The sequence below is a fragment of the Streptomyces sp. NPDC012466 genome, from assembly GCF_042955215.1.
In the GTDB taxonomy this organism is placed as follows: Bacteria; Actinomycetota; Actinomycetes; order Streptomycetales; family Streptomycetaceae; genus Streptomyces.
In genome coordinates this window covers 540181-564890 of the sequence record NZ_JBIBEQ010000004.1, presented here as the reverse complement: position 1 = coordinate 564890, position 24710 = coordinate 540181, and the positions used below count along the sequence as shown (strand labels likewise).

General features: G+C 68.2%; 13 protein-coding genes and 6 pseudogenes. 6 read left to right on the top strand and 13 right to left on the bottom strand.

The genetic code is table 11. The features are described 5' to 3' along the window. Positions 1-55 precede the first annotated feature (55 nt). Positions 56-946 (top strand): LysR substrate-binding domain-containing protein, encoded by an 891-nt coding sequence (locus ACFY9E_RS18465; RefSeq protein ID WP_390984862.1) that lies wholly within the window; start codon positions 56-58, stop codon positions 944-946. Positions 947-1244: 298 nt separating this feature from the next. Here the strand turns inward: ACFY9E_RS18465 and ACFY9E_RS18460 are convergent, their stop codons facing one another. The 8 genes from ACFY9E_RS18460 to ACFY9E_RS18425 form a co-directional block, all read right to left on the bottom strand. Then, a complete protein-coding gene (locus ACFY9E_RS18460; RefSeq protein WP_390984859.1) occupies positions 1245-2201 on the bottom strand; it encodes a hypothetical protein in 957 nt (318 codons plus the stop codon). A gap of 411 nt (positions 2202-2612) precedes the next feature. Next, positions 2613-3476: a PhzF family phenazine biosynthesis isomerase gene (locus tag ACFY9E_RS18455; protein ID WP_390984856.1), complete on the bottom strand. Its 864-nt coding sequence runs from the start codon at positions 3474-3476 to the stop codon at positions 2613-2615. Positions 3477-3926: 450 nt separating this feature from the next. Then, a complete protein-coding gene (locus ACFY9E_RS18450) occupies positions 3927-4832 on the bottom strand; it encodes a LysR substrate-binding domain-containing protein (RefSeq protein WP_390984855.1) in 906 nt (301 codons plus the stop codon). Positions 4833-5263: 431 nt separating this feature from the next. After that, positions 5264-6709 (bottom strand): amino acid permease, encoded by a 1446-nt coding sequence (locus ACFY9E_RS18445; protein WP_390984853.1) that lies wholly within the window; start codon positions 6707-6709, stop codon positions 5264-5266. A gap of 670 nt (positions 6710-7379) precedes the next feature. Further along, positions 7380-7811 carry a GNAT family N-acetyltransferase gene (locus ACFY9E_RS18440; RefSeq protein WP_390985125.1) on the bottom strand — a complete coding sequence of 144 codons (432 nt, stop codon included), beginning with the start codon at positions 7809-7811 and terminating at the stop codon, positions 7380-7382. A 335-nt stretch (positions 7812-8146) separates the two neighbouring features. Next, positions 8147-8779 (bottom strand): hypothetical protein, encoded by a 633-nt coding sequence (locus ACFY9E_RS18435; RefSeq protein ID WP_390984850.1) that lies wholly within the window; start codon positions 8777-8779, stop codon positions 8147-8149. Positions 8780-8906: 127 nt separating this feature from the next. After that, positions 8907-11555: a WD40 repeat domain-containing protein gene (locus ACFY9E_RS18430; protein ID WP_390984847.1), complete on the bottom strand. Its 2649-nt coding sequence runs from the start codon at positions 11553-11555 to the stop codon at positions 8907-8909. 1389 nt (positions 11556-12944) lie between these two features. After that, a complete protein-coding gene (locus ACFY9E_RS18425) occupies positions 12945-13871 on the bottom strand; it encodes a LysR substrate-binding domain-containing protein (protein WP_390984846.1) in 927 nt (308 codons plus the stop codon). 244 nt (positions 13872-14115) lie between these two features. Between ACFY9E_RS18425 and ACFY9E_RS18420 the strand changes: the two genes are divergently transcribed. Further along, positions 14116-14889: a gamma-glutamyl-gamma-aminobutyrate hydrolase family protein gene (locus ACFY9E_RS18420; RefSeq protein WP_390984844.1), complete on the top strand. Its 774-nt coding sequence runs from the start codon at positions 14116-14118 to the stop codon at positions 14887-14889. A gap of 12 nt (positions 14890-14901) precedes the next feature. On the opposite strand, the pseudogene ACFY9E_RS18415 reads toward ACFY9E_RS18420, so the two are convergent. Together ACFY9E_RS18415 and ACFY9E_RS18410 are read right to left on the bottom strand one after the other, a co-directional pair. Further along, positions 14902-15318 (bottom strand): annotated as a pseudogene (locus ACFY9E_RS18415) (transposase); the annotation flags it as partial. Between the two features lie 121 nt (positions 15319-15439). Continuing rightward, a complete protein-coding gene (locus ACFY9E_RS18410) occupies positions 15440-16495 on the bottom strand; it encodes a WD40 repeat domain-containing protein (RefSeq protein ID WP_390984843.1) in 1056 nt (351 codons plus the stop codon). Between the two features lie 564 nt (positions 16496-17059). On the opposite strand from ACFY9E_RS18410, the gene ACFY9E_RS18405 reads away from it, so the two are divergent. Then, a complete protein-coding gene (locus ACFY9E_RS18405; RefSeq protein WP_390984841.1) occupies positions 17060-19408 on the top strand; it encodes a WD40 repeat domain-containing protein in 2349 nt (782 codons plus the stop codon). Position 19409: 1 nt separating this feature from the next. Then, positions 19410-19670, top strand: a pseudogene (locus ACFY9E_RS18400) (IS630 family transposase); the annotation flags it as partial. A gap of 82 nt (positions 19671-19752) precedes the next feature. On the opposite strand, the pseudogene ACFY9E_RS18395 reads toward ACFY9E_RS18400, so the two are convergent. Together ACFY9E_RS18395 and ACFY9E_RS18390 are read right to left on the bottom strand one after the other, a co-directional pair. After that, positions 19753-20082 (bottom strand): annotated as a pseudogene (locus tag ACFY9E_RS18395) (DUF1015 family protein); the annotation flags it as partial. Between the two features lie 121 nt (positions 20083-20203). After that, positions 20204-20497: pseudogene (locus ACFY9E_RS18390) on the bottom strand (DUF1015 family protein); the annotation flags it as partial. Between the two features lie 926 nt (positions 20498-21423). On the opposite strand from ACFY9E_RS18390, the gene ACFY9E_RS18385 reads away from it, so the two are divergent. After that, entirely contained in the window at positions 21424-23559 is a 2136-nt protein-coding gene (locus ACFY9E_RS18385) for an alpha-galactosidase (protein ID WP_390984839.1), read from the top strand. 151 nt (positions 23560-23710) lie between these two features. On the opposite strand, the pseudogene ACFY9E_RS18380 reads toward ACFY9E_RS18385, so the two are convergent. Next, a pseudogene (locus tag ACFY9E_RS18380) lies at positions 23711-24293 on the bottom strand (transposase); the annotation flags it as partial. Positions 24294-24376: 83 nt separating this feature from the next. On the opposite strand from ACFY9E_RS18380, the pseudogene ACFY9E_RS18375 reads away from it, so the two are divergent. Next, positions 24377-24516: pseudogene (locus ACFY9E_RS18375) on the top strand (endoglucanase); the annotation flags it as partial. Between the last annotated feature and the right edge of the window lie 194 nt (positions 24517-24710).

Sequence of the window (24710 nt, the reverse complement as noted above, 5' to 3'; positions counted from 1 at the left end):
CCGAGTTCAGCACCAACGATGATCTGCGGCTCTTGCATTAGCGATACTTATGGACATGGATCCGCACCTTCTCCGCACGTTCGTGGCCGTGGCACGCTGCGGTTCCTTCTCCGAGGCAGCCCGCGAACTGGGCTACACCCAGTCGGCGGTGTCCCAGCACATCGCCGCGCTCGAAAGCGACCTTGGAGCAGTCCTGCTGCAGCGGCGCCCGGTCTCTCCTACAGGCGTCGGCGTCCGGCTGCTGGAGCACGCCGGACCGCTGCTGCTGCGGCTGGACGCCGCCCGCGCGGACATTGCGCGCCTGACCGCAGCACCCGCCGCCCGCATCGTCATCGGGGTCTCACCGCTGGCCATGACGCCACGACTCACCGGAACACTTGCCGACATGCGGCAAAAGCAGCCCCGTTGGGATGTGACGGTGCGTGTCCTTGGCCGTGCGGCCATCACTCGCGAAGTCGCGAGCGCAGCCCTGGACCTCGGCCTGGTCGATGGCGTGGCCGCTCCCAACGACCCACTCCACCTCCCCGACGTCGGCCCACTCACGGCGATAGCCATCACTGAGCAACCGCTGGCTCTCGCGCTGCCCGCTCAGCACCCGCTGGCCAGCCGGGCCAGCCTCCGCTTGGTTGATCTCGCCGACGCCCGATGGATCGACGCACCCGACACGGCCATCCCGCTGGCGCAGTTGCGCACCGCGACCGGAACCGGCGGCTACCGGTCATCCTTGCGCTACGAAGGAACCGACGTGCGCGGACTCCTCGCCCTCACCGCTGCCGGACAGGGCCTCGCACTACTGCCCCAGTCAACGATCGCCAACACGCCCGGCATCAACGCGGTCCCCGTCTCCGCACCGCGACTGGTGCACCGCACCGAGGCCCTGCACAGCAGCACGCTGGACGGTCCCCCTGCGCTCCTCGCCGCAGCCCTCACGGCGGCCACGGAATGACCGAGACGAAGTCCCTTACCACCGCGCCGGACCGCCTCTAGCGGCCAGGCATTCGGACAGTTCCAATGCCCGACTCCGCCATTAGCCCGCGGCCGCGATGGCATCCACCAGCTGCTGGAGGGACAGCGAGGTCTACCCGGGAACCTCCCGGAACGCGATCTTGCAGGTGTGGGCACCGGCAGGGCGCGCGTGCTGCGGCCGGCCCGGCTGCCGCCTCCGCCTCACCGCCCCTTCCGGCGGGCGGTCCGATTCGGAGTCCCGAACTCCCGTGTGGGGAGAGAGTTCCGGACGAAAGATCTCAGACGGCCTGACGCCGTCTGACCCGTTCCAGCGCCTTCGTGTAGTGCTGCACTGCGTCTCCTGACGTTTCCCACGGCCACGATGTCACCACACCATCGAGGGCGTCGAAGACAGCTGCCGCATCCGAAAGCTGTTCCGCCTCGACCAACGCGTAGGCGAGTGTGTTCAGGTCGGCGAGCGCGGACGCGTGCCGCAGGAATCCAGGTCTGAGCCATAGTTGTGAGGCGCGTTCCAGTGCTGCGGATTCCCATGGTTGTGACCATGACGAGCGGGCCGCCATCAAGCCCTGCACGCCGCCGCGCATGACTACCTTCACATGACGCTGCACCACCGCAGTGAGTTCGAGCCCCGCTGTGGGCGCATCGGCCGGTGTACGGTCCCTGACGCTATCGATGAATTCCATCCACTGGAGATGCGAGCCGCATTCCTCGGGCGAGAGGTAGTCAAGCATCTCCCAGTACGCGCAGCGATTCCAGGGGTCTCGATCGACTACCTCGCTCCAGACGCTCACGATTTCCGGTATTGGCCGCCGGAGCAGGCGCAGCAAGGCCAGCAACACCGTCCACGGCGTGGGGTCGACGGGGTTTTCCGCCGCCGCTCGGTGACAAGAGTCCGCAATCTCCGCGCCTGCCACGGAACCGGTTAGACGTCCTCGTATCACGTCCACCCAGGCCTTGAACAGACGCGCGTCTCCGTCATCCGGCTGACGTCTCAGCCACCGCTCGGGCAGTTGGCCTTCGGCCACAGCCTCTCCCAGAATCACGAGACGGTGAGCCTTTCGGTCCCAGTCTTTTCGTGCGTCGGCCTCCCGAAGAGTTGCTGCGATGGTGTCGACTTGAATATCGACCATGTTCGGCGTCGGCAGCCGGTGCAGCAGCTTCAGGGTCTGGCCCAGGCCTTTGTCATCAAGCTCGGGGACGAGGCGCGGCTTTGATCGGCGGGAGCGAATAGACACGCACGCATCTTATTGTCCTTCGCCCCAAAGAAAATGGCGGTCTGCCAACTGTTATCACTTGATGCTCTACTGGTCCGTAGCGTGAGACGCCGTTACCGGTGGCTCCACGAAGCAGGAAGCCGTCGGTTTCCGCGGTGGTCCAGGGGCGAAGATCCCGTGCGCTGGCGGTCCGTCGGCCCGTTCGCGCCGTGCCGTCCTTCAGCAGGTCCAGGGCGACCTGAGTTGCCGCGAGATCCTGCACTCCCAGGCCGATGCATCCCCCTCGCGACCGGCAGGGGCGAAGACCGCGACAGGTGAACCCGAGCCCGCGGTTGTAGTCGGTGAGGGCTGACGCCACAGGTCCGACCACGTCTTCGTGCCCCACCGTGGCGCTGATGAGGTCGGGGCCGAAGTTCTCCAGCCACCTGGTGGTCATACGGGCAACTCCTCCAGACGCCCGGTCGCGACGAATGCGACTTCCCCGCCGACCCGTACGGAGCGGATGTCCTCGCTTCGGCCGCGGGCACTGATCGTCATCCGGCTGGGACGGCCGGTGAACCGACCCTGTCGCAGCACTGCGTCTTCCCCGTCGCGGATGCGTCCGTGGCGGCGCAGATAGGCGGCTGCACACCCGGCGCCGCTTCCGGTCGCCACGTCCTCGACAACGCCGTCGTTGTTCCAGTGCCGCGCTTCCAAGGCACTCGCGTCGAGGAGGTAGGCGAACTGCGCGCCCAGCCCGGCGAGCGACGCATCGAGATCCAGAGCGATCCGCGCCCGTTCGAGCGCACCGCTGCGTACCGGCAGCACCAGGTAGCGCAATCCGGTGGAGACCACTTCCGGTGGAAGATCAGCATCGAGATCTTCTTCACTCAGTGAGAACCAGGACGCCAGGTCCTTGATGTCGGGCCGACCGAGGAAGGAGGGGGCTTTCTGATCCAGCGCACTCGTGTACCGCCCGCGACCACGACGGTGCGTAGTGATCTCTACCGTGCCGGCTTTCAGCTGCATGCTCCATGTCTCGCTGGCCGCCCGGCCGTGCAACGCGTGCAGGACACAAGCAGCCCCGATCACAGGGTGGCCGGCGAAGTCGAGTTCTTCGATGAGGTCGAAGACCCGGGCCCGCCAGGGACCGTCGCCCGCGACGTCCCTGGACAGAAAAATCGACTCGAAGTGGCGCATCTCCCTGGTGATGGCTGCCATCTGAGCGCTGCTGAGCCGGGCAGCGTCGGGAAATACGGTGAGACTGTTTCCGCTGAAGGGCCGAGGGCTGAACACATCGACGTGGAAGTAGTGCATGGGACTGACGCTGATGATCTTTCTCCTGCAAAAAGAACGGTGGCGGAACGTTGCGGGACTGATCGAGGACTGCGCAGCTCCGCTTCCCGAGACCTTGGCCGACTTCGCCCGGCTGAGTCCCGAAGTGACCCTGGAGCCCGGCCCCCGGTGCCGGGCCTCCCCGAACTGTCGGGCGTCGAGATTAGTTTCGTACGGCGATCGGGCACCGAGGGTGGCCCACTCATCGACGCGGTCGAGGAGGCACTCATGCCTGGTCGCCAGGAGCAGGGAGTTCACGGCGGTCGGAACTCGTCTGAGTCGCACGCGCGGTAGCCGCCGCGGAATCGCCTGCAGGCGAGGTTAGGGCCGGGGCGGCCGAGGGCCCTGCGAGGTCATGGTGATGGGACGAACGTCATCGAAGACCCTGCCTCCCGGATCAGTCCCCGGCCCCGCTCCGGCGTACCAGTGCAGTCACGGCACCAGTTGATCGACTGCCTGGAGCAACGCCTGGCGGGCTGCCTTGATGGTGGGGTGGCGGCCACTGCCTCGGCGTACGGCGGTGAGCAGCCTGCGCCGGTGGTGGACACCCAGCAGCGGCTGTACCGGGACCGTCAACCGGCGGCCGTGCCACGCCAGGCCCGGAAGCAGCGCGGCCGCATGGCCCTGTTCGGCCAGCCGCAGATGCAGAAAGTGATCGGTGGACTCGTAACGCACGTCGGGTTCGAAGCCGGCTTCACGGCACAGGGCCATCGACCAGCGGCGCGCGATAGTCCCCTCCGGCTCCATGATCCAGGGCTGGCCTGCCAGTTTGCGCAGCGTCTCGGTGGGATCGGCCGTGTCCACGATGTCCGGATGCGCTACATGCAGAGTGTCGTCGCACAAGTCCTCCTGCTCCACCTCAGCGGGCCGCGGGCTTGGAATACCGGGGTACTCCACGTCGATGACCAGGTCGAAGTCGCGCGCGAGCAGTGCCGGCACGGCGCTTTCCCGCTCCATTTGTGTGAACTGGACACGCAGCAGCGGATGAGCACGGTGCAAGAGGTTCAGCGCGTTGGGGACGAGGGCGAGCGCGGCACTTTGGAAGGAGGCGATACGCAGCGTTCCGGTAAGGTCGGTCAGGGACGTCGCAATGTCGGCCTCCGCCTGTTCCAGCCGCTCCAGTACCGCTTCTGTGTGCGCGACGAGGATCTCGGCCTGTGCCGTGAGGCGTACGCGTCGGCCGACATGCTCGAGCAGGGGGATGCCTGCCTCCGATTCCAGCAAGGACAGCTGCTGGGAGATGGTCGACGGACTGTAGGACAGGGCAGCGGCGACAGCGGCCAGCGTGCCGCGGTGCTTGAGCTCCCTGAGGAGTCTGAGCCGGTGAAGATCGAACATGTCAGCGCCTGAAACGGTGGCTTTCTCGTGGGCGGAGTTGTTCGCAGGCCAGGGGGGTGCCCCCTGGGCCTGGTCGAGTCGTACCGGCGGCGATGGATGCAACGGGATCGCCGCAGGTCTGTGCGGGTCGACGTGCTGAGGGTCGGAGTGTGCTTCGCAACGGACGGACCACTGCTTGGAAGCACACTCTCTGGACGGCCTGGACGTCCGGTGCCGATTCCCTTCAGGGGAGCCGGTTGGTGCCGTTGAAATGGGCACCCACCGTTACCTGGAGGCGGTCGGATCGTACGGCGACTGGTCCACTGTTGAACAGTGGTTCGACGTACACGTTCCCACTTGCCCGCGGCTGTTCAGAGAGCATGATCCGCAGCAGGCAGTGATCTCGCGGACTACCGGATCCCGGTGAGCCGGACCTGGCGTGTCAGTCGGGGTCAGGACGTCACCTCGGCGTCCTCGGCGGCCCTGCGGATACCTCTCACCCGGCCACGTACGCCGAACCACCCGGCGACGAGTGCTCCGACGATCAGCGGCAGGCACATCACGGTGGTGCGGCCGGGACCGCCGTCGGCGTACATCAGGACCAGGACGGAGGCGAGGAAGCCGAGCGTGACGATCTCGGTCCACGGGGAGCCGGGCAGCCGGTAGCCGGGGCGGGTCAGCTCGCCCTTCTGGGTCTTTCGCCAGAACAGCAGGTGGCAGAGCATGATCATCCCCCAGGTGGCGAGGATGCCGATCGCGGCGAAGTTCAGCACGATCTCGAAGGCCTCGGCCGGCACGACGAAGTTGAGTCCGACGCCGAGCACACAGATGCCAGTGGTGAGCAGGATGCCGCCGTAGGGGACCTGGGTGCGGCTCATCACGCCCGTGAACCTGGGGGCGGAACCGGACATCGCCATGGAGCGCAGAATGCGGCCGGTGGAGTACAGGCCGGAGTTGAGCGAGGACATCGCGGCGGTGAGGACGACCAGGTTCATCACCCCGCCCGCCGCCGGGACACCGATGTTCGACAGCACGGTCACGAACGGGCTCTCACCGGCGGTGTATTCGTTCCACGGCAGCAGCATCGACAGCAGGATGACCGAACCGACGTAGAACAGGCCCACACGCCACATGATCGAATTGATCGCCTTCGGCATGATCTCCTCGGGGCTCTCCGTCTCACCGGCCGTGACGCCGACCAGCTCCACCGCTGCGTAGGCGAAGACGACACCCTGGATGATCAGCAGCATGGGCAGCAGGCCGTTGGGGAACACACCGCCGTGGTCTGTGATCAGAGCCAGGCCGGGGTTGCGGCCGCCGACGGGGTGCTCGGTGACCAGAAGGAAGATGCCGATGCACATGAAGACCACGAGCGCGCCGACCTTGATGATCGCGAACCAGAACTCCAGTTCGCCGAAGAGCCGCACCGAGATCAGATTGACCGCGAGGACGACCGCCAGGGCTATCAGGGCGATCACCCACTGCGGGATGTCGGAGAACATGCCCCAGTAGTGGGTGTACGTGGCCACGGCGGTGATGTCGGCGATACCGGTGGTGGCCCAGTTCAGGAAGTACATCCAGCCCGCCGTGTACGCGCCCTTCTCTCCGAGGAACTCCCGGGCGTACGACACGAAGGCGCCGGAGGACGGCCGGTACAGGACGAGTTCGCCGAGCGCCCGCACGACCAGGAAGGCGAACACCCCACACACCGCGTACGCGACGAACAGAGAGGGGCCGGCCTCGGCGAGGCGGCCGCCGGCGCCGAGGAAGAGGCCGGTGCCGATGGCGCCGCCGATGGCGATCATGTTGACGTGCCGGGACTTGAGGGACTTGTTGTAGCCCGCGTCTCCGGCGTCGATGCTGCGCCGGGCCGACACGGGCGGCGCTGCGGGCTTCAAGAGAGGCTGCTCACTCACTGGCCTGTCTCTCACTTTCCATGTGATTCGGCACGGTCCGCTCGTTTCGGTCCGCGCGGAAGTCGGGTCAGGTGGCCTCGACTCAGTCGAGGGGGTGGGGGCATGTCATCGACCGGTCTCGTCCGGTCCGCTGCGATCGCTCGGCTATGGCCCCCGGATGGCGCCGGCTCGCCCCGCCTTCAGGCTGGGCGCGGGAACTTCCGAATCCGCCGATGACGACGTGAGGTCCGCCGCGTCGGCATCAGACGGTGCCCGGGCAAGGACCTGTCTGGCTGACTGACAGGTTTCATAACGACAGTCCTCCAGGACGCTGGACGTTGTTGGCGGCGGGGTCCGGACCCACGGGCCCCATCCGCGGAGGGGGGACCCGGAGTCACGCCGACCGATCGAACATGGTTCGTTCGGGGCGGTGGTCAACCGGGGCTACTGTGCCGAGCGGCTCATCCATTTACCAGCAAAATTTTCCGATCGTTCATCGTCGAGAAAACCGAATGCTCACCCAGTCCCCGTCGGCCCTTGCTCTCGTCGGCCGGGATGTCCTCCGCACCGGGGAGGGGCGACGTCCGGCACTGCCCTCGCCCCTCCCCCGGAGATCCCCTCGGCGGAGCCCGGACAGACTCATTGAGGAGCGGTCCGGCAAGGTCCGGGGTGCTCACTGCTCCCCGTAAGTCATCCATTTCTCCGGCTTCTTCAGCGATGCGAATCCCACCTTCGCATAGACGGTGTGTGCGTCTGCCGTGGCCAGCAGAATACGCCTCAGCCCGTATGGAGAAAGGTGATCCCGAACCGCAGCGGCCAAAGCGGTTCCGAGACCCTTACCACGAGCCTCCGGGGCAATGTAAACATCACAGAGCCATGCGAAGGTGGCCCGGTCGGTAACCACTCGGGCATAGCCCAGTTGAGCACCCGAGGCGCTGTTGTACAGACCGAAGTTGAGGGAACAGGAAATGGCTATATCCTGCTTCTCCCTGGGCCGGCCGACCGCCCAGTAGGCATCTTGTGACAGCCACTGATGGATAAGCGGGAGATCGAGGCGCGCGATGTCAGTGGATATCTCATAACCAGCAGGAAGGTCAGTATTCATAGCCGAATAAAAGCCGTTCATGTCATCGTCGTCAGCCATCGCATTATTCTTTTCCATGAGAGCGTTTCCTACCAGTGCACCCTCTGTGGATACCTCGCATCGGCTTCGTCGGCCAGGAATTCGGGCACACTTTTGCCTTGCTGTGATCTGATCCGGTTCGCGTTCGTCGGGCCGGCCGGGCCCCGGCACATCGCAGACCTCCACGACAAGCGCCGTAGTGCCGCCGGTAATGCCGCCGACAGTGCCCCGGGGCCGCTCGTTCCCTGCACTCCGCGTGCGGCATCGACACGGCAGGCCGGTGCGGCTGCTCGAGCGGCTCTCGCGACAGTATGTGGTCAGCCGACGGCCGCTCGGCCGGAGCCCCAAGTGGTGTCGCCGGGCCGGGGGAAGTCGTAGAACGCACGGGCGCTCAGCAGGTCGCAGGTGTGACACAGCGCCGCGAGCGGGAGCATGACACGGTCGTTGGGCGAGTACTCGCTGTCGCGCAGACCTTCGACGTACTGCCAGGCATTCTGCTGCTGAGGCGAGAAGACGACGCCGTACTCCGCCAGTTTGTGCTCCGCGAACGCCTTGCGGGCGGATGCGCCGGCGGGTCCGGGACGGGCATGACCCTCCGCGTCGAGTGCCGGCTTGCCGTCCTCCCACAGGCGGCGCCACGGCTTCTCGATGTCGTGCAGGAACAGCACCGGCAGACCATCGGCGAGAGTGAACCGCTCCTCGGGTGCGAGCTCGGCCAGCCGACCGGTGGCCTCGAAAGCGCGGTACAGCAGTACCCACAGATTCATGACTTCGACGATGTGGTCCCAGTAGCCGCCCCGCCACGCCTGATGATTGTGGGAGGAGCCGGGTACTTGCTGCAGTAGCTCGCGGTGATCGTCGATGACACGTCGGCAAATCGAGCGGTGCGGCTCGTTCATCATGCCCATGAGCTCTTCCATGGAAAAGTACGGCGGCGGGTCGTTCGTCAATGCACTCACTTTCTTCCCTGATAGGCTCGGCGATCTTTCGCGGGCTTTCGCCCCGGCGGCGAGGGTGAGGTGTCAGGAGTGGCATCAGCGCGGCCAGGCCGAGCAGGGAAATGTGCCATGTCCGGCGTCATCGCTCGGTCCGGCGCAAGCTCGCGATGTCCGTTCCGAACGCGACCAGGAGCTGCCCGCCTGGAGCGGTCGTCAGTGCGCAGGCCGGCTGCGGAAGGACGTATACGGTCTCGATCCGCCGCCCGGACGCCGGATTCCACATCCGTATCCGGTCCGCTTCAGCGGTGACCGCGAGCGGTCGTCCGTCCCGCACGGTCGCTGAGACCGTCTGGCAGCCGGTGGCGGTGTCCAAGGTCGTGGAGGCTGTCTGCTGTCCGGTCGTCAGGTCCCACAGGCGCAGAGTCCCGTCCCGGCTGCGGCTGACCGCGACGGGGCCCTCCTTCGTCTGGACGGCGGATACCGAGGTCACCCAGTCGGTGTGTCCGGTCAGGGGATCGCCGATCTGCCGACTCGTGCTCAGGTCCCACAGCCGGACGGTGTTGTCCCAGCCGGCGGTGACGGCGACGGGGCGCCCGTCCAACTGGGTCGTGCTGACGGCGGTGACCCTGCTGGAGTGCCCCGTCAGGGCTGTGCCCACGGGTTCTGCGGTGGCGAGGTCCCACAGACGGGGAGCCGGGTCGGTGCCTGACGTGACGAGGACGGTCCGGCGGTTCACTTCGGCACAGGTCATGGCCGTGACCCTGGCATGACCGCTCAGAATCGGCTCCCCGATCAATCGGCCCGTGGCCAGGTCATGCATGTGGATCCGCGTGTCCGGCCCGGCGGTGATCACCACGGTGCGACCGCTGACTACCGCACTCGTCAGGGCGCACACCTTGCCAACCGAACCAGTCAGGGGATCGGCGGCTTCCCGACCGGTCGCCAGGTCCCAGATCCGCACGGTGGCGTCTGCGCCCGCGGTGATGGCGACGGGCTGTCCGCGAAGGACGGCGGTCCCCACTGCCGTGATCGTCCTGGTGTGCCCTGCACGCGGGTGGGCGGCTGAAACACCGGCATGCCCGAGGTCCCAGGTATGTACGCTGTGGTCCGCACCGGCCGTCACAGCGACAGGGCGGCCGCCGACGACAGTGGTCGCCACGTCCCACACCTGGCCGATGTGTCCCGTCAGCGGCGGGCCCTCCTGCTGCCGAGAGTCCAGGTCCCACAGCCTCACCGTTCCGTCCAGAGCCGTCGTGACGGCGAGGTTTCGCCCCTCTGCCGCTACTGCGGCGAGGGACAGAACACGGTCGGTGTGCCCCGTGAGTACCTGGTCCAGGCACCGTCCGGTTTCGCTGTCCCTCACCTGGACGGTGTGGTCCTTCTCCACGGTGAGGACGACCTCTCGGCCGTCCAGCACGGCGCGCGCCGCAGGAGTGCCGGGACTGACCCCGGGCAGGCGGCCCGCGTGGGGGTGGCCGATCGTGCGGTCCGTGACCAGGTCCCACAGGCGGACGTCACTGTCGGCGGGGACGACCGGTCGGCCGGTCGGCTCGACCGTCGCCAACACGCGCATCCCCTCCCGGTACAGGGGACCGGCCGTGAGGTCCCACATGCGGAGCGACCGCTCCGCCTCGAGGGTGACAGCGACATGCCTGCCCTCCAGCAGCGCGGTGTCGGTTCCCAGCGCCGGAGTGCTGCTCGGATGATCGCCCAGAAGATGCGTCTCGTGAGAAGCGAGCGTGACCGTGATGACGCGCCCGTCCACCACCGTCACGGTGGTGATGTCCAGCGTGTCGTCATCTGCCTGCGCCAGCATGAGATGGGCTTGAGGATCACCAACCGGGCGGCCGGTCGCCAGGTCCCACAGGAACATGGACCGATCGTTCTGTGCCACCTGTGCCACCTGTGCCACGGGACGGCCGTCGATCATCACAGCCTTGGTCACCGGAAGACATGCTCCGATCCGCCGGCCGTCGACCAGGTCCCACACATGCGTCACGCCGTCAGGTTCCGCAGTCACAAGGACGCGCCGACCGCTGAGCGTTGCCAGGTGGGCCATGGACGGCAACGCGTGCATCAGACGACCCGTGGACAGACTCCACACGTAGACGGTTCGGTCTGCGGACATGGTCACCAGAACCTGGGGTGGGCCGTCCAGTACCCGCATGAACTCGCCCACGTTCTGCCCGGTTTCGAGATCCCACACCAGCACCGATCCCCCGGCGTCCCTGGTGATGACTGCCGGCCGCCCGTCGCATGTCGCCGAGACCACATCCACGACCTCTGCCCTCTGCGAGGAAATCGGGTCGGTGTGGCGCGTTCCGGACTCAAACATCTGCTCGCCCGTCGTCAGGTCCCACACGCGGAGCGTCTTGTCACGGCTACCCGTGACTGCGACGGGCTTGCCGTGGACGGCCGCCGTCGCCACGGCTATCACCGGGCCGCCGTGTCCGGTCAGACAACGCAGGTGCCGGTAATCCGTCAGTGAACCACTGGCCCAGTTCACGATCCACGCGGCAGGAGCGACGTCGGGAAGCCGCGCGGTCGCCAAGCGCGCCGCAAGAGCGCGGTCGCCGAGCCGTGCCGCATCCATCGACAAGACCTGGCGGCGCTGGGGGAGGCTCATCCGCTCGTGGACGCCCACCGACGCCCGGTACACCGCGGCCACGAAAAGTGCTCGCGGATCCCGTCTGTCGTTTAGCAGTTCCAGTACCTGAGCCGGTTCCGAGGAAATCAGCAGTTCCGGCTTCGCAAGCAGTTCGTCTATGTCTGACACAAAAGTCCTCAAGACGGAGTCAATCGTCGTGGCCGGAGACCGGGCCTCGCGGCCGGAACCGGACCCCTTGCATTCCGTGACCGTCCACGGCGCAGAACGTCACACAACGCCATGAACCCGGTGATCATCTCTTATGGGAATTGTGCGATCCGGTGCCCGCTCGGCATCCGTGAAACCATTCAGTTCCCGGGCTCTCCGTGGGCCACAACGAACCCGGCTCCTGCGGCGGGCGGCAGCCGCCCTCTCGTGACAGCCGAGGGGTGGGTGCCTGCTTCTTCGGGGGAATACGCTGCGTTCTGCGGGCGGCCGAGAGCCGTGGCACCACTGGGAGATTCGCCGCCGGCGGTACTCCCCGCCGCGCGTGTCCGGTAGGTCGCCAGTCCCCACTGCTGGTCCACGACGAGTTCAAGGCCTTGCGCCTGGAAGGCGGGCAACAGCCGTCGGATTCGTGCTCTGAGAGCCCGGAGGGTCATGGGAAGCCCAGGTGCACCGAGCAGCAGCCTCAACTGGTGACAGCACACAACGGTTGGCGCCGTGGCAAGCACATGGAACAGCAGTCGCTGGCTCGCGGTTGCTCCGGGGCAGCCGGTAGGGGGTGGTAGGGGGGAACGCCGCCTCAGGTTGGCATGGATGCGCCAGGTCAGCTCGGCGATCGGGGCCTGAGCGTCCAGGACGTCGCAGGCCCCGGCGCCGAACGCTGCCACCACGTCATCTTTCTGGTCCCGCAGGACGGCCACGGGGGCTACCAGGGACGCGGCTCTGACAAGCCGCGTCATCAAGTCGGTGTCCTCGGTCGGTGCGTTGAGCAGGAGCATGACGGGTCTTCGTTCCAGCATCGCTGCATACGCGGATTCAGTCCCCCATCGGACGACGCCGCCCCCGACCAGGCCAGCTCGCTCCAGCCGTGATATCGGATGTGCGCGGATACCCTCGGTCGACACCATTAGGAACGCGGGCTTGCCCGGGACGTGCAGGGAACGCAAAATTTCGGCGCGCTCAGAGAGTGATGTCATAAACAGGAATCCATCGTGAAAGATACTGCGAACCTGTCAGTGGCCCTTGCGGAATTGCAGAGGTCCCCCGGTCTGCGGAAGGGCAGCCGGGCAACGTTTGGGAGGCACTGGGAGCAGCCGGCTGCGACTGTGTCGGAGCGCCACCTCTCGTCTCGGTCGTGAGTGGGCGGGCGTATGCGCAGTCCGGCACGGTTCTCGGGCGGTCGGCTGACAGCGGGATGCCGTCCTCGCCCGTGCCACGGCGATCGGCCCGCGACTACTGTGCCCTCACCAGGCGTTCTGCTCCAGCGGATGTTTTCGACCAAAACAGTTGGACGAAACCGACCGTTCGTCACCGGCCATCTCCACCCGGGGCCGACGGCAGGCGCGGGTTCGACCGAGCCCCTGCCTAGAGGGCGGGGGCTCCCCGTCCGCGGAGGTAGTCGGCTTCTCCGGCGAGTATCTGCTCGAGAGCCACTATGGCGTGCGGCGTGTGACGCGTCTCGAGGCGCACCGTGTAGAGAAAACGCGTGAGTGTCGGCTTGGTGAGCGGTCTGGCGACGACGTCGGTGAGTCCGCGGGGTAGGGCCAGACGCGGCAGTACCGCGACGCAGAGGCCGGCGGCTACGAAGCCGAGCACTGTGTTGAAGTCGTCACCCTCGTACCGCAGCCGGGCTGAGAACCCTGTCGTTTTGGCCATCTGTGAAAGCAGTTCCAGGCGCAAGGCCGCTTCGGGGGCTGCGATCCATGCCTCAGAGGCCAGGCTTGCCAGCTCGATGGTGTCAGAAGCTGCCAAGGGATGATCTTTCGGCAGCACGGCGACGACGGGTTCGCGGGCCATGAGGGTTCGGCGGAGCGTGCGAGGCGGCGGAAGCGGGATGAAGTCGTAGTCGTAGACCACAGAAAGGTGCAGGTCACCGCGTCTGACACGGGTGTAGCTGGCTTCGGGCTCGAGTTGGGACAGGGTGACCTGGACGTCGGGATACGTGGCGTGGAGTTGCGCCAGAGCCTTGGGGACGATGCTGCCGGCCGCGGAGGCGAAAGCCCCGAGCCGAATCTGCCCGGCCGTGCCGGCGCGGACGGCGTGGAGTTCCGATGCGGCGGTGGCCAGAGCTGTGCGAACGCCCTGTTCTGCATCGAGCAGGATGTGGCCGGCCTGAGTGGGGCGAACCGGCCGGCGCTCCAGAACACGCAGGCCGACCCGGCGTTCGAGCTCGGCGATCTGCTGTGAGACCGCCGGAGAACTGTAGCCCAGCTCACTGGCGGCCGCGGCGAAGGAGCCGGTTCGCACCACGGCTTCCAAGGTGGCGAGGAGGCGGGGATCCACGGTCTGCACACGGTAAGCATGGCTTATCCGGTGCGAAGAGGTCATTACTTGTGCTTACTTCGATATCGCTGCAGTATTTTGCCGCCGGCGGGGCGGGAGCCGCACGTCCCCTGCCCGCTCCTCCCTCCTACTCGGATCTCGTGCGCCACCTGCCGTCTGGCGCCTGCCGCCTGAATCTGCCTGGCTCCGCGCGGAGTGGCGCATCGGCTCCCGATGCCGGAGAGGATTCACCACGCTTGTTGAGGGGCGCCGTATGCCCCGGAAGGGAAGAAGAGTGCACCTACCGCTGATCGGACTCTCGACATACCTCGCCGACGCCCGGTGGGGCGAGTGGGCCCTGCCCGCCGCACTGCTGCCGGCCGCGTACGGGCGGTGTCTGCAAGCTGTCGGCGCCGTTGCCGTCATGCTGCCCCCGGACACTCCGGCTGCAGCGGCCACCGCCATCGCTCGTGTGGACGGACTCATCCTCACGGGCGGCGAGGATCTCGACCCGGCTCTGTACGGAGAACAGCCGCACCCGCTCACCGAGGTGTCGGTGCCTGTCCGAGACAGGTGGGAGCATGCTCTGCTCACCGCCGCGCTGGAGCGTGGCATACCCGTGCTCGGGATCTGTCGCGGCATGCAACTGATGAACGTCCATGCGGGCGGCACCCTGATCCAGCACCTGCCGGACAGCGTCGGACACGATGTCCACACCGGGCGGCCAGGGCTCTTCACCCAACACGTGATCAAGCCGGTGCCCGGTTCCCGATTCGCGGGAGTGTCACCGGAGGCAATTGTGGTGGCCTCTCACCATCATCAGGCGGTGGAGCGCCTCGGCGATGGCGTCGTGGCAGCGGCATATGCGGAAGACGGAACCATCGAAGCCCTTGAACTCCCCCGCGAGCGCTTCGCGTTGGGTGTGCAGTGGCACCCTGAGATGGGTGTGGACCCGCGAGTGATGGAGGCCATGGTGTCGGCGGCCAGGCATTCGGCGGCATCAGCTGCGTCTGCCGGCATCGCGGCTGGGCTGCCGCAGCCCATGTGAGCTGCACGGAACGACAGTGTTCCGTTGCCTGTAGAGCTCGACGCCATGGCTGACGGCCCTGCCGCCCCCTCCTGCCCTTCTTCTTCTGGTTGGCGGCCTGGTCCTTCTTCTTCGGAATGACCGCCTCGGCGCGTTGTTTGCGCAGGTAGGCGCGGTTGCCGCGAGACGGGTACGCCTTGTCGCCGCTGACCGCGTCGGGCCGGGTGCGAGGGCGGCCCGATAGGCCCGCGCACCCGCACCGTCTTGAGGAGCGGGGGTGCATCGCGGGCTGTCCGCCGCCTGTCCCGCGGTCAGCAGCAATGCCAATGGGCGGCACTTCCGATCGGCGGCGAGGTGGACCTTGCTGGTCTGCCCACCCCTCGACCGGCCGTGCGGGGCGGCCTTCAGCCGGAGCTTGCGCCGGCGCCGGACGCGTCGCTGTTCCTCCTGCTCGGGGTCGTTGTCCTGTATAAGATGTCCAGCACGTCGCCGTCCTGGTCGACGGCCCGCAACGTGACAGTGTCCCGCGGCGGGCTTGCAGCACTTCCAGCGGGATCTTCCTGACGATAAGTCAGATACTGTCCTTTGCCGGAGCCGCGCCACCGTAGTTCAGCGAGACCACTTCCCGGCCGGCGCAGGCGACCAAGGTGTCCCCCGGACCGACGGCCAGCCTCACGGAACGGCCCGGCCGCCGTTGTGCGAAGGCGCCCTGACCGAGGGGGAGTCGAAGCGTCGCTCCGACCTGTTCGCCGGTCGGCACGTCCCAGATCCGCACGGTTCCGTCATCGTGGCCGGCCAGTACGACGGGCCGACCACGCAGCACCGTGCCCTGCAGCGCGCGGACGCCGCTGGACCCGTGGATCATGAAGCCCAGGCTTTCGGCCCGGCACGTCCTCAGAGCATGTCCCGTCATCATGTCCCGCATCTCCAGCCGCCCGTCCCAGAAGCCGGTCGTCACGACGGGACGGCCGCCGACTACCGTCACCGCCGCCGCGGAGACCGGGCTGCCTGCGGCGGGGAATGACGTGAGTTGCTTGCCGTCGCCCAGGTCCCAGACCCGCACGTCCCCGTCCCAGAAGCAGTCGAGGTCCATACGACCGCCGGTGATCGCGACCGCGCGCCCGTCAACCAGCGCAGTGGTCACGTGACCTACGCACGTCTCGTGACCGGCGAGTGGGCGACCGACCTGACGACGGGTCGTCAGGTCCCACAGGTGCACCATGCCGTCCTCGTGGCCGGTGACGACCACCGGACAAGCACCGATCGTGACCGCGGCCACGGCGGTGATCTCCTCGGCGGGCAGGTCCGACATATGGTCTCCGTGTGCCACGTCCCACAGTGCCACCCGGCCCGAACGGTGGCCGAGGACGGCGACCACCGGACGTCCTGCGAGCGGGGCGATCGCGATGTCCTCGCCCGCGCCGACGGATATCTCACCGACACGGCTGCCGTCGGCCAGGTCCCACACGCACGCGGTGTCCGCACCTGCCGTGACGGCGACGGGGTGTCCGTCGAGCACCGTGATCGCCACAGCGGTGATCACGGGCAGCGGATCGTCACCCCGCTCCGATCGGATCCACTGGGGAACCCAGGTGTCGGACAGCGCACCGCCCGTCAGATCGCGCATTTTCCCACCCCGCTCACTGAAATGAGCGCGCAACCGTCTCCGGCTGCGGACGCTCCGGTCGGCTCGGCCGAGCAGCTTAACTCATGCGAGGAGGCCGGTCGTTTGCGGTCACGCCCCGGGACGCCGAGCAGCGACTCCCGAGCTCCGCCGCGGCCGGCAGCGCAGCGGCACAGGTGTTGTGTGCCTCTCCTGACCACTGGGTGACACCCCTCCATAGGCACCCCCACCCCGCTCCACCGGACGGCAACGCCCTTTCGGCCTTGCGTCCGACCGTGGTGACGGCCGGCACGAGGAGACCTGCCGGCCCCGCCCGCCCCACGGCCGCAGTCACCCGCCTTCCGCCGCCGGTGGAGCCGGGTCACCCTGGAGATCACGATATGTAGAATCGTCCGCCGCGCAGAGGGGTGCCGTCCTGGTCGCCCCTGTGACAGGGGGTATGTCGTGGACCACAACGATGTCGTGTCCGGTATGCCGTGGGTACCGCCCGGGGGATGGTCGCAGGCTCGGCGTACCGAGCTGGCGACGGCGACAGCGCAGGCGCTGGCCCATGGATCCGTGGACTCCATGCTCGTTGATCCTGAGTTCCTCGTCCACGCCGATCCGGCGTTCGTGGTGCCGTTGCTCGATGTCGCCTCAGGCCGCCAGGCGCGGGAGGCGGCGGCGGTGTACCGCGAGTCCCTGCACTACAGCGGCGGTGATGCGGGTGTCCGGCGCTGGCTGCTGGGAATGCACGCCGTCCGCGCCGACCACCCCGAACTGGCCGCCGAGGTGCGTGCTGTGAACCTCGCCGACCTGGAGGGTCCGACTGGAGCATGGTGGCCGTCCTGGTCGAACGGCGCGCACCCGGAGAACTTCTTGTCGCGAATCCACCCGGAGGAGCACCCGCGGCGCGCAGCGGCCCCAGAGCGGCCTGCGGCGACGCCTGTTCGGGCGGCCCTGCCGCCCGGTGGGGACGTGCGGGAGGTCGTCCTGACGTGTCCGGACGGCTGCCAGGTCACGGCCACCGCCGGCTTCGCCTCGTGGGTGTGGTCCTTGATCACGGACGAGGACCGGGGCAGGCCTTCCGACGGTTTCAGGCCTTTCACGCTGACGGTCCTCGGGACCCGCCTGGTCGTCGTCCATCACACGCGCGAGGGGACCGTGCGCGTGTGGGATGCCGAAACCGATCGTCCGCTGGGGCCGGCCTTCACGGCGCACATCGCCTCGGTCGCGGTGGGCATGCTGGACGGACGTTCCGTGGCAGTCACCGGTGGCTACGACAAGACGGTGCGGGTGTGGGACGTGGCGGAGGGCCGCCCCCTCGGTCAACCCCTCACCGGGCACACCGGTTGGGTGCGGACCGTGGCGGTGGCCTCGCTGAAGGAACGGCTCGTCGCCGTCACCGGCGGTGATGACGGCACGGTGCGGGTGTGGGACGTCGCGGACGGCCGCCCCCTCGGTCAACCCCTCACCGGGCACACCGGTTGCGTGCGGACCGTGGCGGTGGCCTCGCTGAAGGAACGGCTCGTCGCCGTCACCGGCGGTGATGACGGCACGGTGCGGGTGTGGGACATCGCGGACGGCCGCCCCCTCGGTCAACCCCTCACCGGGCACACCGGTTGCGTGCGGACCGTGGCGGTGGCCTCGCTGAAGGAACGGCCCGTCGCCGTCACCGGCGGTGATGACGGCACGGTGCGGGTGTGGGACATCGCGGACGGCCGCCCCCTCGGTCAACCCCTCACCGGACATTCGGGCGCGGTGAGCGGCGTCCTCACGGCCTGCGTGGACGGCCGCCCCGTAGCCGTCAGCCACGGCGGCGAAAAGGAGAAGGTCCGAATCTGGGACCTCCTGACCGATCCACACCGCGCCGGTCACACCGCTGCCCTGAGCGCCGTGGCAGTCACCAGCCTCGACGAAAACCCCGTCGCCGTGACGAGTGGCAGTGACGGGACCGTACGGGTATGGCACCTGGCCGACGGCCGGCCCGTCGGCCAGGCATGGACCGGTGCTTGCGGTGCACTGGCCCCCGCCATAGTCGACGGCCGGCAGGCCGTCGTGACGGGCGATCTCCACGTGCGCCTGTGGGACCTGACGACCGGCCGGTCGCCCGGCAGCCTCGGAAAGCACCGCCACGGCCGTGTGAACACGGTCGCCGTCGCCACCGTCGAAGGCAGCGTGTACGCCATCACCGGCGGCAACGACCGAATGGATCTGGACGCGGACGACGACGACGGCACCGTACGGTTCTGGTGCCTGTCCGAAGGGCCGCCGAACGGTGCGAGCATGGACGCCATGCTGTGGGCGGGACTGCGGCTGGGCACCGGTGAAAGTCAAGAACACCTGTGGCCGAAGAAGCCGTCCGAGGAACTCCCGCCGCGCGGGTCCTACCGACGGGATGAGCACTGGGTCAGGGCGTTGGCCGTGGCGACCGTCGAGGACCGCCCCGTCGCCGTCATCACACAGGGTGACTACGGCTGTGTATCGGCGGTGGACCTCACAACCTGGCAGCGGCTACCACTCGGGTACCACGAGAGCTGGGTCAACGCGGTGGCGACGGCGACAGTCGAAGGCCGCCCCCTGGCCGCCATCGGCGGCGAGGACGGGACAGGCCGCGTCTGGGACCTGACTACCGGTGAGCCTGTCGGCCAACACCTGGTCGGGCACACGGCGCCGATACGAACCGTGTCGATCACCACTCTCACCAACCGACCAGTCGTCGTCACCGGTGGAGACGATCGCACCGTCCGTGCCTGGGACCTGAGTACCAGTCGGCAGATCGGGCCGGAAATGCCCTTCCCTCACCCCGTCACGGCGGTGGCGACCACAAGCGGGCATGACCTGGTCGTCTGTCACGGCACCGAAGTCACATTCTTCGCCAAGGGCAGCGGTGCGCGGACCACCAGGACCTGCCCGGCCGATCATGCTGCTGGTTAGGGTGCGAGCAGCCCGCGTCGAACACCTCTACGCGATCGCCGACGGCGAGGTCATACCCGAGGACGGCGAACCCGGTGCGGTGTTCTGCCTGGACGAGTTCGGCCCACTCAACCTCCAGCCCCACCCGGGGCGGCAGTGGGCCGAACTCGGCGGCACGCACAAGGACCCCGACCGGGAGCCCCGCCGCCGGCGCCGGACGACCCACAACCGCTACGGCGGGGTGCGGCACCTGTTTGCCGCCCTGGACCTGGGCAAGGATCGGTGATCCTCCAAGCCTGTCCCCCACCGGCCAGGATGAGTTCGCCGGGCATGGGCGGACGCGGCCCTCCGGGGAGTGGCAGAACCCGGGCCACTTCGGCTGCGGCGAGTGCCGCCTTGTCCGGATCCAGTGCTGGCAGCACGCGGTGGATGGCGGAGAGCCGCAGTGGATACTTCGCGGTGTCGACCAGCAAGGCGAGGCTGCTCCCCCACGGGCCAGCCGCGTCTCCGCTCAGCTGGAGGCAGGCGGCATGGCGGTGGTGGCCGTCGGCGATGAGAGCCTGCCCGACGGACAGACCACTGGTGAAGAGCGCGAGTTCCCTCGCGTCGTCGCAGGCCCACAAGGTGTGGGTGATCTCTCCGATCCAGACGACGGTGACCGGCATACGGCGGGTGACATGGTCCACGAGCTGCACAGTCGTCGACTCCGTGGCTCGGCGGGCCGGCAGCAGCGGCTCCAGTTGGGCGCGCAAACCCTGACATGTGGGCGGCGCGCTGCCGGACCACGCGGGCCGAGACGGCTTCGTGGGGCAGCAACCGTCCTGCCTGGCGTGGCAGCAACAGGTCACCGATCAGGCCGCGTTGGAGGATCCGGGCGCCACGCTGTTGCTGGTAGACGTACAGGGCGGGCCGGTCGTCCCGGCAGAGTACGCCGCGTCGCAGCCAGCGCCCCAGTTCGCGGGCGGCGCCCTGGGGTGTGTCCGTGTACAGCAGTCGGGCCACGTGGTGAGGGTGGCGCCGGAGCTCACGGGTCCAGGCGGGGTCAAGGTCGTCGTAGGGCGGGGCGAGGAGGCCGGACGGGTCACCGACACGGTCCGCGTCGTAGCGCACGGCCCGGAAGCTCGATGCGCTCGTCGAGCGTCAGCCGGGAGATCAGGTCGTCGACTCGCCGGGCGAGGGGTAGTGCCCGGGGTCACGGAACGGCAGGTCGGTGCTGGGCGGCTCGGGGGATGTGGCGGCGGTACTCACCTGAGAAGTCCCTTGCACGAGGTCGACGGAGAAGGCGTGGGAAGCGTGGGCGACTACGGAACCGGGCGGCGTACGGCTTCTGTCAAGCGCACTGTCATGGAGTCGAAGCGCTTCGACGCTGACATGACGCTGAGTCGCGTGTCAATCACAAGTCGCCCAGCCGCGGGGAGCCGTTCTTCCGGCGTCGGCGTCCCTCTCTGAGAGTACGCCTAGAGGGCCAGCTCACAGGGGATAGAGCCGCATGGAGGACGGTGCGTGCCCTCCCGCCCGACCGCGCCTGTTATCGAAATTGACCTTGCCGGTCCATTGTCACCCCCGACAGCACGGCCGTAGTCTCACCAAAACGTCGAAGCGCATCGACTCGGTTGGCTGTCGCCCTCCGGACCTGAGAGCGTCCGCCTGGGCGCCCGCACCTGGGACATCTACGAGTACACCTGGAGCAATGCCGGCCACACTCTCACCCTCCTGGACAGGAGCAAGTCCGGCTGTGGTCCGGCAGCTTCACCCCGTTCTTCAACTACGGCCTGAAAAGGGGCTTCTACACCAACGACCACTACCTCAGCAGCGTCATGGCCGGCTGGGAATTCGGGCCGGGCGACTATACGGCTCACTCCTGGGGCGCCGTGGGCTTCTGACGCCGCGCTGCCCTTGTGCGTCACCGCGCCGCACACCACCCCGTCGAGTGCGCCGGCGAGTACGGCCTGAACCCGAGACACCGGCCCCACAGCCCACGAACTGCCGCCCGGGGGCTGCGCGTCCCGTGCAGCTACTGACCTGGAAAGGACATCATGGAGAACGAACAGCGGAACTTCTGCTGGGGTCACGAGGCACTGCATCTCGAGTTCGTCCTCGGCGACGACGGCAGCGCCCGCCTGACGCATCTCGGACTGCCCAACGAAGCGGGCAGCGACCCCGGTGCTTCCCTGCCGCTGGTTGAGGTGACGGCCGCGGGTCACGGCCGTGACTGGTCGGCCAGCCGTCTGATCGGGACCGCTCTCGGCGGGCGGCTGCGCCACCGGACTCACCACGCGGCCCGCGACGGCGACTGGCACACGCTGACCGTGCATCTCCACGACCCGGAAACAGGGTTGGCGGCGGAGGTGACCTACCGGTCGCCGGACGGCATCCCCGTGCTGCGCAGCGAGGTGGTCCTGCGCAACGAGGGGCAGACCACACTGCACCTGGAGTCGGTCAGCTCACTCACGGTGGGCTGCCTCACCCCGCAGGACCCGGCGGCCCTCGGCGCCGCCGACCTGTTGTGGGCGGACAACGACTGGCTCGCCGAGTGCCGCTGGCAGCGGCAGCCGATGCGCCGGACCACACCCGGCCTCAGCGGACGCGTGAAATACGGGCACGGCAAGGCCGGCTTCGCCCTGAACGGCCAGGGCACCTGGTCCAGTTGCGGACACCTGCCCATGGGCGGCCTGACGGACCGGCACACCGGCCGCACCTGGGTGTGGCAGATCGAGCACAACGGAGGGGGCTGGCGCTGGGAGTGCCAAGAACACGACCGGGCAGCCTACGCTGCACTGTTCGGGCCCACCGACGCCCACCACGGCTGGCGCCACCCCCTGGAACCCGGCGCCGCTTTCCGCACCGTACCCGCCGCCCTGTCCTTCAGCGCCGACGGCGGCCCCGACGCCGCGTTCGCCGCGCTGACCCGCTACCGCCGCGCCCAGCGCCGCCCGCACGCCGACCACCGGCATCTGCCCGTCATCTTCAACGACTACATGAACTGCCTGATGGGCGACCCCACCACCGACAAACTGCTGCCGCTGATCGACGCGGCGGCCGAGGCCGGCGCCGAGTACTTCGTCATCGACGCGGGCTGGTACGACGGTGACAACGGCGGCTGGTGGACCACCGTCGGCGCCTGGGAACCGGCCGCCTCCCGCTTCCCCGGCGAGAAGGGGATCCACGAGGTGCTGGACCGCATCCGGGAGCGCGGCATGGTCCCCGGCCTGTGGCTGGAGCCTGAAGTCGTCGGCGTCGACAGCCCCATGGCCAAGTCCCTGCCCGACGAGGCGTTCTTCCGCCGCGACGGCGTCCGCCTCACGGAGACCGGCCGGCACCACCTGGACCTGCGCCACCCGGTCGCCCGCGCCCACCTGGACCGGGTCGTGGACCGCCTGGTCGGCGAATGGGGCGTCGGCTATCTCAAGCTCGACCACAACATCGACCCCGGCTCCGGCACCAGCGCCCACCCCGGCGAGACCCCGGGCGCCGGTCTGCTCGGCCACAACCGGGCGCACCTCGACTGGCTGGACGGCATCCTGGACCGTCATCCGCACCTGGTGGTGGAGAACTGCGCCTCGGGCGGCATGCGATGGGACCACGCCCTGCTGTCGCGGCTGCAACTGCAGTCCACCAGCGACCAACAGAACCTGCAGCTCTACGCGCCCATCGCGGCCTCCGCACCCACCGCCGTCACCCCCGAGCAAGGCGCCGTGTGGGCCTACCCACAGCCGGAGGACTCCCTCGACGAGGTCGCCTTCACCATGGCCGGCGCCCTCCTCGGCCGCATCCACCTCTCCGGCCACCTGCCGGAACTGGGGCCCGAGGCCCAAGCCCTGGTCCACGAGGCGGTTACCGTGTACAAAGCCGTACGCGCCGATCTGCCGGGGGCCGTGCCGTCCTGGCCGCTCGGCCTTCCCGGCTGGGACGACCCCTGGATTGCCCTGGCCCTGCACACCCCCGCCACCACTTACCTCACTGTCTGGCGCCGACCGGGCGGTCCGGCCACCATCACCCTCCGGCTGCCCGAACAGGCGGGCGGCTCGGCCCGTGCCGAGGTCCTGTACCCCGCCGCAGGTCAGGCCGTTGCCGCCTGGAACCCGGACACCGCCGGCCTCACCGTGACCCTGCCCACCGCGCCCTCCGCGGCGCTACTGCGCATCACCCGCACGGAGCCGGACGCTCCCTGAGGTCGTCCCTGCTGCCCACCCGACGGATGGGCGACCAGGGTGCCCGCCCGGAACCAGTCCGCCCTGGCCACCAACCCGTGCTCCCCGGGTTCCACCCCGACCCGAGCATCTGCCGGGTCGGCGACTACTGCCTCGCCTGCTCCAGCTTCAGATCGCCGATCCGCAGGACCAGGATGTCCCGGTGCCCCTCGGCAGTGACCGCCACCGCCATGCGACAGGACGGTTGGCGACCTGCCCAATCCCTACCGTCACGTTCACACAGTCGATGAAGACTACCGGGTAGACGCTGTCCAGCGGACGGTTCTGCCATTCCGTCATGCCGGCCATCACGCTGTCGGTGATCGTGAGAATTTGGGACTTGGAGATCTCCGCGCCGTACACCTCGGCGAGATGCGCGGAGATCTCGTCATGCGTCAGCTCCTTGGCCGACAACGACAGGACCATCTCGTCCACCCCGCCCGGTCCCGCGGCACAGCGATCTCGACCGGCCGCGACTCGGTGATCACCGTCTTGGAGCGGTGCCCGTTGCGGTAGTTCTCCCGGCCGCCCTCGGCTCGCTCACCGGGCTCGTGCCCCAGGTGATCGATGAGCTCGCCCTCCAGGGCGGACTCCAGTACCCGTCTGGTCAGCTGCTGCAGCAGGCCGCCCTCCCGGGTGAGCTTCACCCCACCGGCCTGGGCCCGGGCCACCAGCTCGACGACCGGCCCGTCATCCACGGCGCTCGTCACACCCACAGCGGCCCCCCGGTATCGGTGTCACTCGTCACGTCAGTCGTCAACAATCGTTTCTGGCACGGGAGTTACACCGCGATCACCGTACAGACCCCCAGCTGGGCGGAGGCGTCGAGATGCTCTGTGGATCAAGGCTCCGGGCGAGTCCGACGGCAACTGCGGCGTGGGAGCCGGCTCCTGGGTCGGCCAGTTCCTTCCAGAGGTCGCCTACAAGGTGATCTACGGGTTACTGATCCGGGGCCGCTCGGGCGCGGTTCCGGCACCGGATCAGGGGCGAGAGGAGCACAACGCCAACTCCCGGAACAGCGCCAGCAGGTGATCTGAAAAAAGTTTCCGGCTCGCGGCAACCTGTACGGAACCTGTGACGACAAGGAAGCAGATCCGGCCAGTTCCGGGTTGGGATCCCGTCTTCCCCTATTG

Bases quoted from the DNA above. Each gene is read 5' to 3' on its own strand.
- ACFY9E_RS18465 (WP_390984862.1), top strand. From the start codon at position 56: ATGGATCCGCACCTTCTCCGCACGTTCGTGGCCGTGGCACGCTGCGGT.
- ACFY9E_RS18455 (WP_390984856.1), bottom strand. From the start codon at position 3,476: ATGCACTACTTCCACGTCGATGTGTTCAGCCCTCGGCCCTTCAGCGGA.
- ACFY9E_RS18450 (WP_390984855.1), bottom strand. From the start codon at position 4,832: ATGTTCGATCTTCACCGGCTCAGACTCCTCAGGGAGCTCAAGCACCGC.
- ACFY9E_RS18440 (WP_390985125.1), bottom strand. From the start codon at position 7,811: ATGAATACTGACCTTCCTGCTGGTTATGAGATATCCACTGACATCGCG.
- ACFY9E_RS18420 (WP_390984844.1), top strand. From the start codon at position 14,116: ATGCCCCGGAAGGGAAGAAGAGTGCACCTACCGCTGATCGGACTCTCG.
- ACFY9E_RS18410 (WP_390984843.1), bottom strand. From the start codon at position 16,495: ATGCGCGATCTGACGGGCGGTGCGCTGTCCGACACCTGGGTTCCCCAG.
- ACFY9E_RS18405 (WP_390984841.1), top strand. From the start codon at position 17,060: ATGCTCGTTGATCCTGAGTTCCTCGTCCACGCCGATCCGGCGTTCGTG.
- ACFY9E_RS18385 (WP_390984839.1), top strand. From the start codon at position 21,424: ATGGAGAACGAACAGCGGAACTTCTGCTGGGGTCACGAGGCACTGCAT.